Here is a 10,199-nt window from a genome sequence, read left to right as displayed (position 1 = left end):
GGCGGCCCGGCCCCGGCGGTGGGACCGGTGTAGGCGCGGCTGCGCCTGCTGCTTACGCTGCGGCGTGGGCCGGCTCTGGGCGGCAGGGGTCGACGCAGCGGCCGTCCGGCAGGAGCTCGCCGGTGTCTTCGAACACGATGACGCCATTGCACAGCAGGCTCCAGCCCTGAACGGGGTGGGCTGCGAGGATCGTCGCGGCGTCCCGGTCAGGGGCTTCGAAGGAAGGGCACTGCGGCTGATGCGGGCACATCGAAGGATCTCCGGTCAGAGTGAACTGTTGGTGGTTCTCGGGTGTTGCCATGTCGTTCTATCCAGGTTTTTCGGTATTGCTGGCGGAACCGGGTGGCTCGTCAGTGAGCCTGTGTTCTCGCTCACATCATCGTCCCTCACGGCAAGCCCAACCATCACCCGGATGGGCTGAGTTGTGGGCAACGAAATGAAAACAGTTCCGTTGCTGGACGGTGGTTGGCCATATCGCGAGCGAAACAGACTGGAATGGCGGATTTCCGATGGTGGGGATCCCGCAGAGTTGATCGAAGCCGCGCTGGCGGCCCATGGCCTGCCCTCGCGTCGTCTCTGTGATCTGCCTCATTCCGATACCCCTAACGATGCCACGCCGGATGAGGTAACGAGGGACAGGGACACCCCATTCCTCGGGCCGGACATCGCGCCCCCCGCGGCGGACCCGGCCCCCGGCCGAACGGTGGGGGCCACACTGTTCATCTCGGCCGCCGCGGGGGCCGAGATGGTGGGCGCGCCGGTCGGCGCGCCGTCCCCGGTACCGGAGATTCCGGACGTCGTCGTGACGTTCCACGACGCCACCCAGCGGCCGCCGGCCCCGCGATCCCCAGCCGGGTGGAGCCTCGGGCCCTGGGTGTCGTCCTGGCGACCGGGCGAGCACCGCGCGGCCGTCGAGGCGGCCCGGGCGGCGATCGCCCGCGGCGACGTCTACCAGGTGAACATCGTCGGGCACGCGTCGGCGCCGTACCTCGGCGACCCGGACGCGGCGCTGGCCGCGGTGGCCGGCCTGCCCGGCGCCACCTGGGCCGGCCGGCTGCGGGGCGACGGCTGGGCGCTGGCCACCGGCTCGCCGGAGTGCCTGGTCACGGTGGCCGGCGGCCGGGTCGTCACCCGGCCGATCAAGGGCACCGCGCCGCGCACGGCGGCCGGGCACGCGGCGCTGCTGGCCTCGGAGAAGGAGCGGGCCGAGCACGTCATGATCGTCGACCTGGCCCGCAACGACCTGGGAATGATCGCCACGACCGGGTCGGTGGACGTGGAGGAGCTGTTCGCGGTCCGGCCGTGGTGCGACCTGTGGCAGGCCGAGTCGACGGTCAGCGCCCGGCTCCGCCCGGACGTGGGCGTCGCCGACCTGCTCCGGGCGGTCTGCCCGGGCGCCTCGGTCACCGGCGCGCCGAAGCGGGCCGCGATCGACGTCCTGACCGGGCTGGAGCCGGTCGGGCGCGGGCCGTCGATGGGCGCGCTCGGGTACGTCTCGCCGGACGGCCTCGCGCTGGGCCTGACGATCCGGACGGTCGCGGCCGTCGGCACCAACCGGGCGGGCACGCTGCACCTGTGGGCCGGCGGCGGCATCACCTGGTCGAGCGACGCCGACGACGAGGTGGCCGAGGCCGCCGCGAAGGCGGCGCCGCTGGACGCGGCGGTGCGGGGCCCGGCCGCCCCCGCTCCGAGCATCCCGCCCACGGTGGCCGGCGCCGGGCGTAAATAAGAGCTCGAAGGGAGAGCCGACCTACTTGGGAGGCGACTCGCCGAGGATGGTGGCGAGCCAGAGGCGCTCGAGGTCGTCGGCGTCCTTGGCCTTATAGGACTGGCCGCCGGTGGCGCCGGAGATCTGGGCGAGTTCCTTCTCGTCGACCTGATCGCCGAGGCCGAGCGTGATGACCTGGACCGGCCGGTCGGGCTTGGTGAGGCTGTGCAGCTGGCTGAGCAGGGACGCCCGGCTGATGCCGTTGTCGTCCTGGTTGCGCCCGTCGGTGAGCACGACGACGAGGTTGAGCTGACGGGGCTGCCAGTGCTGCTGCATGTACTTGTAGGCGGCCAGCACGGTGTCGTAGAGGCCGGTGTTGCCGCCCGGGGTGAGGCCGAGCACCTTCTGGATGCCGACCTCGCGGAACGATTTGCCGGTCTTCGGGTCTTTCGACCCGGCCCGGGTCAGCGGGAGGACCTGCCGCCAGTCCTGGTTGCCGACGAGGTTCGTCGAGAACTGCCAGAGGCCGACGTGGGAGTCGTCGTCGAACAGCGAGATGGCCTTGATCGCGGCCTCCTGGACGACCTGCATCCGGGACTTGTCACCGAGTTTCTCGACCATCGAGCCGGACGTGTCGACGACCGCGAGGAACGTCGTCGTGCGCTCGAGCGCGGACCAGTAGACGACCGTGCGGTCGACGGTCGAGGCCGAGCCGACCGTGCGGGCGACCGAACCGACCTGGTCGGAGAAGCCCAGGTCACCGAGGACGCCGCCGGCGTAGCGGGTGGACCGGTCGTCGGTGCGGAACCCGGCCCGGCCGTAGGCCTCCCGGGCCTTGCTGGTCTGCAGGTAGGAGAGGAACTCGGCGGCGACCCGGCGGCGGAACGAGTCGACCCAGCTCGCCTTGAGGACCGTGTACGGGTAGTCGGCGAACACCGTGCCCTCGCCCGGGTAGATCGGGACGAGCTTGACCGGCGGGCCGGTCTGGTTGAACGCGGCGATGTCGTGCTCGAGCGCGGGGAACGCGCTGATCGTCTTCAGGGCCGTGGCCTGGTCTTTTGCTTTCCCCAAGGCGGCGAACCAGGCGCTCGAGTCGGGCTTGCGGTCGGCGACCGTGCGGGCGAACACGAGTAACGCCTTGGCCTCGTCGAGCGAGATCTTGTCGTCGGCGTTGCGGTCGGAGATCGGGACCAGGCTGAGCAGCCCGGCGGTGGACGTCGTCGGCTCGGCCATCCCGAGCTTGATCGCGCCCCAGTCGGGGTGGCCGTAGTTCTTCCAGGTCTTGTTCAGGAAGTGCAGGCCGATGAAGTCGCCCCAGGAGATCTGCTTGCTCGGCCAGCCCAGCGCCTCGGCCATCGGCCGCGGCATCGCCATGACGGCCGGCGTGCTGGCCACGCTGGTGTGGTCGCCGGACAGCATCGGGGCGACGTTCTCGCGGCGGGCCGCCGACAGGATCCAGGTGCTCGAGTCGGGCATCCAGACGTCGGGGCGGGTCACGTCGCCGCCGGACTTCTCCCAGTCGGGGCTGAGCGCGCCGGCGACGTCGCGGGACTCCTCGGCCGTGACGACGACCTTCGTGCAGCGCCCGTCGACCGACGGCTTCCCGTCTTGCCAGGACTCGGCCAGCGACCGGACGACGTCGACCTGGTCGGGAGAGGTGACGACCGACAGGCTGGTCGGAGAGCCGTCGCACCCGGCCCGGGACGCGAAGACGTAGCCGGTGGTGACCCCGGTGAAGACCAACACCGCCACGAGCGCGGCCACCAGCCAGGGCGGGACCCGGCGGCCGCGGTGGCGCGGTGCCTGGGCCGCGGCGTCGGCCTCGAATTCCTCCCGGCGGGACGCCTGGCGGCGACGCTGCCGACCGGTAGCCACGTGAGCATCCCTTTCGTTGGCCGGGTTACTACTCGGCGGAGTCTACGCATCGGTAGCTTTACTCGGAGTGTGCCTGGGGATAACTCAGCGAAGACTTCGGTCAGCAATTCCCGTGTAACGGATCGTTGAGGTATCAGTCGGTTCTGTGCTGGTTCGGTCACACGGAGATCACAGTTTTCGGGAGCAGCCCGAGTATTGGCTCAATAGCGGGCGCAGATACCGCGAACTTCTGCGACTCATGGTTATCGCCGGTTAATCTTCCGGCGTGATCGCGGAACGGGGTGGTGCGAGGAGTGCTGCCCGGGCAATTCTCGCTGCGGGCCTCGGACTGGCCGCCTTGGCCGGCTGCGCCAATTCGGGGGATTCGTCCAGTCCGAAGATCGAGCCGTCGTCCACGCCGTCGACGGCCAAGGTGACGCCTCCGGCCCAGGTGCCCGAGTCGCAGCAGCGCGACCGGGACGGCGCCGCCGCGTTCACCGAGTACTGGTTCGCGACGCTCAGCTACGCGGTGCAGACCGGCAACGTCGACCAGTTGCAGAAGGCCAGCTCCGACGCCTGCTCGGCCTGCCGGCAGGCGATCAGCGTCATCCAGGACAACTACAACGACGGCGGCTCGCTCCAGGGTGGCCTCTACACGATCCGGGACGCGAACACCTACGAGGACTTCGCCAAGGACGTGATGTCGGTGGCGGTCTCCTACGACCGCAGCCCGCGCCAGGGCAGCAGCCCGCTCGGCGTGCCGCGCGGCCGGCTGGACGGCAAGAGCTTCGCCGACTGCGACGTGCGCGTGCAGTGGACGACCGGCGGCTGGAAGGTCCGCGGGATCGACAGCGCCGATCAGATCGTCTGAAGCTCGGCGTAACCGAACGTCACGTCCACCCGCCGGTTGCGGGCCCGCCCGTCCTCGGTCGCGTTGTCCGCGACCGGCTGATCCTCACCCACGCTCTGGACGACGCTCCGGATGGTGCGCCCCCGGGTCAGGTAGTCGCAGACGCTGCGCGCCCGCTCCTCGGCGGTACGCCGGTTGACGTCCGCGTCGCCGGCGTCGTCGGTGCCGCCCGTGCAGGTCACGGTCGTCACCCCGGCCATCCGGCTGCGGAGCGCGTTGAGGTACGCCAGTTCCCCTTCGGGGACGCCTGACTCGCCGACGGCGTAGTGGACGGGATGGGGGACGGCCACCGTGCGGGCGATCAGCGTCGTGGTGGCGTCCGCGCCGATGGCCTTGGACGCGCCGGGCACCCACATCCGGACCGTGATCGCGGCCTCGATCCCCCCGGGACGCCCGGCGAGCTTGCGTCCGCGCGGGGTCAGGGCGACGTCGACGACCCGGGTGCCGGGGGTGGGATTCTGGGCCTGTTCCGTACCGGTGCCCAGCACGACGTCCTCGTCTCCGACGACGGCGTTCATCGTCACCGTGCATTTTTCTACGGGTATCGGGCCGGCGGTGCAGCCGACCTGGGCGGTGGCGCCGGCGGCGTCGGTGATCGTACGTTTCGCGGCCCGGACGGTCGGGATCGGACGGGCGGTGACGGTCGGCGCCCAGGTGCCCCGGACGCGCTGCCCGGCCGCGTCCTCGAGCTGGAAATGGACCGGGCGGACCTTGCCCCAGAAGATGCCCCGGGGCGCGAACGTGACCTTGCCGGTGGACGGGTCGATCGAGTACGTGCCCTGGTTGCGGCTGCTCACGAACGTGACGGGCTCTTCCTGATTGTCGAGGAGCGTCACCCAGCCGCCGCTGGGGATCGGGAGCGTGACCGACTGGGCGCCGGGAGCGCTGCTGGTCAGCTCGGTGTCCGGGGTGGTGACGCGGAGGCGTCGGCGCAGGGTGTCACCGGTGGGGGTGGTGCCGGTGAGCGCGACGACGTGCGGGCCGGGCGTCAGCGTGGCCGGGAGCGTGACCTGGAGGGTGACGTTGCCGCGGTCGTCGGCGGTGCCGGTGCCGAGCGGGGTCGCGGTGGTGCGGGGGTCGAGGAGTGCGTCGGCGGTGCCGGCCGGTCGGTAGCCCGCGCCGAGCAGCGTGAGTTGCTGGTTCGGGAGGGCGAGGCCGATCGGGCCGAGGGTGGTGTCGAGAGCGCCGTTCGTGGGAGCGGCGGCGGCCGTGGCCGCCGGTGGGGGTAGCAGCAGGCTGGCCACGCAGGCGAGGAGAACGATCTGCAGTTTGGCTACCATTCGTCCCCCTAAAGAGCGCTTCGGGGGGAAAGTAACGCATGGCTTGGGGTCGGCGGGGGACGGTAGCCAAACGTTTCAGAGCGGAAACTGTCCGGAACCCCGGGCGAAATGGCGCGTCGGCATCGTTCTTCCCGGCAGCGCAAACCCGGCTGTCGCCGGTGCGGCGGCGGCAGCCGGGGCGCGCCGACCCGGGAGGACCTCGCTGCCACGGGGCGCCGGTGGCGAGGTCCTCCTACGTTTCCGCCGGTGGCTCGTCGGGCCGGAGGCGGCCGGGCACCCGGGGCAGCGGTTCGTAGCCCGGTTCGCCGGCCAGGTTCACGTTGCAGTCCTGCACCGCGCGGTCGTGCGACCGGCGGATCCCGTTGGGACGCAGCGGCATCCCGGGCGGACGGCGCAGCCCCGACCCGTCGTGGTTCCCGCGGATCGACACCCACAGCGCCTTCGACCGCGGCGCCATCGTCACCAGCGCGGGCCGGACCTCCAGCCAGTCGCGCAGCGCGGCCTGCGTCGCGTGGGTGAGGCGCGCGGTGCGGGGCTCCGGCGACGGCCCCGACCGGGGTGCCGCCGGCCGCCAGGTCAGCGTCCCGGCCGCGAGGTCGACGTCGGCCAGCGTGAGCGCGGCCATCTCACCGGTGCGCAGGCCGAGTTCGCGGGTCACCGCGGCCATCGCGGCGGCCCGGACCGCACCGGCCGACCGGGTGCGGTCGGCGCGGGTCGCGAGGTGGCCCAGCGCCATGCCGGCCGGCACCGGGTCCACCCTGGTCAGCGGGGCCGGGCGGGGGATCTCGTCGGGGACCGGGTCGGGCAGGCTCAGGTGCCGGGCCAGGATGCGCAGGCAGCTGCGTCGCACGCTCCGGGTCGCGTTCCCGGACGGACGTCCGGCCTCGCCCCGGCGGCGCAGCTGCCCCGCGTCGGCGGCGGCCAGGAACGGGCCGACCAGCGCCGGGTCGAACCAGCCGGCCAGCGTGCGCGGGGGGCGGACATCAGGAGTCTGGGCGACGAAGAGGGTGAGCTCACCGGCCAGCCACCGCAGCTGCCGGAGGCGCGCCGGGCTCCGCCCGACCGCGGCCGCGGCGACGAGCGCGTCCAATGTGGCGAGAGAGGAGTCGGCCATGCTCCCAAAATAACAAGCCCAGATGCCCGCAGCCGGCACGACACGCCCGCACTGCGCACCGCTCGCGAGGGGCACTCGCGGTTTGGCGACATTTCGGGGTTCTGGCGACGCTCAGAACCCCGAAAAGTCGCCAAACCGCGTTGCTCCCCGTGCCCGACAAGTCCGACGTGTCGCTCGGGGCACTCGGGGTGCTCGCAAACGCGTATCCTCACAGCCAACCTGACCGAATTGCGGGTTTCCGGCGGCAGTGCGCGGTCGCCGCGAGGAAACGAAGGGTTCGCTCGCATGTCGACCGACCACGCCCGCGGAGCCTCCACCGGCTGCGAAGAGGCCTGGCGCGACGGCCCCGACGCCTTCACGTCCGCGCTGGTCGACAGCATGCAGACCGGCGTCGCGGCCTTCGACGGCTCCGGCCGCCTGGTGCTCGCCAACTCCTCCCTGCGCACGCTCTACCAGTTGCCAGCCGAAGAGGCGACGACCCTGGAGACCCTGGGCCAACTCATCCGCGAGAGCCTCACCTACCCGGACGGCTCGGGCATGCCACCCGTCGAACACCCGATGGAGCGCGCCCTCCGCGGAGAGACCGTCGAACGCGTCGAGGTGCGGATCACCGTCCCGGAGGGACTTCCGCGGTACGCGGAGGCGACCGCCCGGCCGATCCGGACGCCCGACGGCCGGACCCTGGGTGCGGTCACCTCGTTCCGGGACATCACCGCGCGCCTGCGCGCGGACCGGTTCCGGGAGTGCGAGCTGCGGGTCGCCCGCGCGCTGGCCGGGGCGACCTCGGTCGCCGACGTCGGATCCGCGCTGGCCCGGGCGGTGGCCAGCGCGATGAGCTGGCCGCACGCGCAGCTCTGGCTGATCGACGAGGTGGCCGACGTGATGCGGCTGGCCGGCCACTGGGACGCGCCGGGCCGTTCGCTCGACGCGGTCACGCCGCCCACGATCGCCCGCGGCTGGGGCGTCGCCGGGATCGTCTGGGACACCGGCGAGCCGATGTGGATCCCCGACGTGCTGCGTACCGACCAGGTTCCGACCAGCGACTTCCCGTCCCGGGCGCGCCGGATCGCCGCCGACGGGGTCCGGGCCGTCGTCTGCGTTCCGGTGCGCGACGGCCACGCGGTGCTCGGCGTGCTGACCGGCATCGCCGACCACCGCGAGGCCGACGGCTCGAAGCTGATGGTGCAGCTCAGCACGATCGCCAACCAGTTCGGCCACTTCCTGTCCCGGCTGCGCGCCGACGAGCTCGCCCACGAGTTGGCCCGGACCCGCGACGACTTCTTCACGATGGTCGGGCAGGAACTGCGCACTCCGCTCGCGTCGATCGTCCGGACGGTGGAGGAGCTGGCGACGGCGGACCCGGGCCTGCAGGCGGTCGGCCGCGACGCGGCCTCGGTCGGAGCGGTCCTCGACGACCTGCTGGACCTGACCGCCCTGGAGGGCGGGGCCGGCGGCCTGGAGGTCCGGGCGGTCGACCTCGCGGTCCTCGTGTCGACCGCCATCGACGACCTCGGCGAGGCGTCCGGCGTGCTGGTCCACCGCGCTCTGCCCGCGCACCTGCTCGTTCAGGGGGACGACCGGCGACTGCGGCACGTCGTCGACACGGTGCTGGGCAACGGGGTGCGGTACACGCCGGAGGGCGGGGACGTGTACGTAGGGCTGCGGCACGATCCGGGCGTGGCCGAGCTCACGGTCGTGGATTCCGGGATCGGGGTGCCGCCGGGCGCCCGGCGGCGGAGCCAACGGGTGCGCGACACGGGGGTCGGGCTGAGCCTGACCCGCGCGGTGGTTCGCGCGCACGGCGGTGCCATCGACGTCACCTACGGTGATCATTCCGGAGCGACCGTCGTGGTGCGGCTGCCGATAAGTGGCCCGACCGGCTGAGTCGGGAGAGAATCGGAGTCTCGTGGTCAAACAGTCGGCCCGTGGGTTGGGAATCGCTGAGACCAGGAGAAATACCGTGGAGGACACGAGTGGGCCGAGCCCGGTGCTGTGGGTGCGGTCGGACCGGCTGCTGCTGGTCTGGCTCCGGGGGGCGATCGATCCGGTGGTCGGTGCGCTGCTCCGTCAGGTGACGTCGGCGGCTATGCGTAGTGATCGGGTGGTGCTGGATCTGACCGCGGTCACGTTCTTCGGGTCGACCGGTCTCAACTTCATCGCCGGGCTGGCCAATCGGGTGGCGGCGCCGATCGTGGTGAGTGGGCTGCCGGACTTCGTGCGCTCGGTGCTCATGCGGAGTGGGATGCACACGCTGGTGTCGTTGCCGGTTCGCTGACTTTCTCTCCGACGTGACCGGTTACCGGTGCCGATCGAGCATCTGGCGGGCGGCCTCGGCGAACGCGTTCCGGACGGCGGGTGGTGAGAGGACCTCGACCTCGGCGCCGAAGCCGAGGAGCTGGCCGGCGGCGATGTCGGTCGATTCGAGGGCCAGCGTGACCTCGCGCCAGCCGTCGGCGTCGGGCGGTGCCGCGGTGTCGAGCGCTTCGTGGGTGACGTCCAGTTCGAGCATCTTGGGGACGGCGCGGAAGGCGCGCGGGCTGAGCCGTACCCGTACGTCGACCCGGCGTAGCGATCGTTCGAAGCGGGCCGACGACGCCTGCCACCAGGCGGCGAGGTCGAAGCCGGGCGGGCGGTCGAAGGGTTCGTCGAGTTCTTCGGCTGCGGTGATGCGGCCGACTCGGTAGGTGCGGCGGGCGCCGGGCTGCTTCGACGCCTCGATGTCGGCGACCAGGTACCAGACGCCGGCTTTGAGGACGAGGCCGAGCGGGTCGACGGTGCGTTCGACCGTGCCCTCGGAGCGCTGGTACTTCAGGCGGAGGCGGCGCTGGTTCCAGACCGCGCGGGCGACGGTCGCCAGGTGGTCGGTGTCGTCGGCGGTGCGGAACCAGTCCGGGGCGTCGAGGTGGAAGCGGTGGGCGACGAGCTGCGCCTGGTTGCGCAACTCGGCCGGGAGCGTGGCCGCGACCTTGGCGTGGGCGGCCGAGACCGCGGTGCCCAGGCCGAGCTGGGCCAGCGCCCGGGGGACGCCCATCGCGAAGAGGGCGACCGCCTCGCGCGAGGTGAGGCCGTCGAGCTGTGAACGCCAGCCCTCGACGAGGCGGACGCCGCCGTGGCGGCCGGTCTCGGTCCAGAGCGGGACGCCGGCCTCGCGGAGCGCGGCGAGGTCGCGGTGGAGCGTGCGTTCGGACACGCCGAGCTCGAACGCGAGCTCGGGAATCGTGGCGCTCGAGCGGCGCTGCAGGACGAACAGGAGGGCGACCAGTCGTTCCGCGCGCATCCGGGCCTCCGTCGGCTGTTAGGTTAGGGCGACCTAAATTGATCGATCGGGGAGGA

At 72.0% G+C, this 10,199-nt stretch carries 9 protein-coding genes; 4 read left to right on the top strand and 5 right to left on the bottom strand.

Features of this window, described 5'->3' with window-relative positions; translation table 11 throughout:
* Positions 1-52: 52 nt before the first annotated feature.
* Positions 53-250 carry a DUF5999 family protein gene (locus FL583_RS43310; RefSeq protein ID WP_142709831.1) on the bottom strand — a complete coding sequence of 66 codons (198 nt, stop codon included), beginning with the start codon at positions 248-250 and terminating at the stop codon, positions 53-55.
* A 186-nt stretch (positions 251-436) separates the two neighbouring features.
* Between FL583_RS43310 and FL583_RS38340 the strand changes: the two genes are divergently transcribed.
* On the top strand, positions 437-1,729 hold the full coding sequence (locus tag FL583_RS38340; RefSeq protein WP_142709829.1) for a chorismate-binding protein: 1,293 nt from the start codon (positions 437-439) through the stop codon (positions 1,727-1,729).
* 21 nt (positions 1,730-1,750) lie between these two features.
* On the opposite strand, the gene FL583_RS38335 is transcribed toward FL583_RS38340, so the two are convergent.
* The gene (locus FL583_RS38335; RefSeq protein WP_142709828.1) at positions 1,751-3,583 is read right to left on the bottom strand and encodes a substrate-binding domain-containing protein; all 1,833 of its coding nucleotides are present in this window, start codon (positions 3,581-3,583) and stop codon (positions 1,751-1,753) included.
* 265 nt (positions 3,584-3,848) lie between these two features.
* Between FL583_RS38335 and FL583_RS38330 the strand changes: the two genes are divergently transcribed.
* On the top strand, positions 3,849-4,433 hold the full coding sequence (locus FL583_RS38330; RefSeq protein ID WP_142709827.1) for a DUF6318 family protein: 585 nt from the start codon (positions 3,849-3,851) through the stop codon (positions 4,431-4,433).
* On the opposite strand, the gene FL583_RS38325 is transcribed toward FL583_RS38330, so the two are convergent.
* Positions 4,421-5,752 (bottom strand): OmpA family protein, encoded by a 1,332-nt coding sequence (locus FL583_RS38325; protein ID WP_142709826.1) that lies wholly within the window; start codon positions 5,750-5,752, stop codon positions 4,421-4,423. The genes FL583_RS38330 and FL583_RS38325 overlap by 13 nt on opposite strands.
* A 232-nt stretch (positions 5,753-5,984) precedes the next feature.
* Entirely contained in the window at positions 5,985-6,866 is an 882-nt protein-coding gene (locus FL583_RS38320) for a site-specific integrase (protein ID WP_142709825.1), read from the bottom strand.
* Between the two features lie 285 nt (positions 6,867-7,151).
* Here FL583_RS38320 and FL583_RS38315 point away from each other — a divergent pair, with 285 nt between their 5' ends.
* Together FL583_RS38315 and FL583_RS38310 are read left to right on the top strand one after the other, a co-directional pair.
* Entirely contained in the window at positions 7,152-8,750 is a 1,599-nt protein-coding gene (locus tag FL583_RS38315) for a sensor histidine kinase (protein WP_142709824.1), read from the top strand.
* A gap of 76 nt (positions 8,751-8,826) precedes the next feature.
* Positions 8,827-9,141 (top strand): STAS domain-containing protein, encoded by a 315-nt coding sequence (locus FL583_RS38310; RefSeq protein WP_170324093.1) that lies wholly within the window; start codon positions 8,827-8,829, stop codon positions 9,139-9,141.
* Between the two features lie 21 nt (positions 9,142-9,162).
* Here FL583_RS38310 and FL583_RS38305 read toward each other — a convergent pair whose 3' ends face one another.
* The gene (locus FL583_RS38305; RefSeq protein ID WP_142709822.1) at positions 9,163-10,143 is read right to left on the bottom strand and encodes a helix-turn-helix transcriptional regulator; all 981 of its coding nucleotides are present in this window, start codon (positions 10,141-10,143) and stop codon (positions 9,163-9,165) included.
* Between the last annotated feature and the right edge of the window lie 56 nt (positions 10,144-10,199).

The sequence above is a fragment of the Cryptosporangium phraense genome (genome assembly GCF_006912135.1).
In the GTDB taxonomy this organism is placed as follows: Bacteria; Actinomycetota; Actinomycetes; order Mycobacteriales; family Cryptosporangiaceae; genus Cryptosporangium; species Cryptosporangium phraense.
This window is presented reverse-complemented; position numbering and strand designations above follow the sequence as displayed.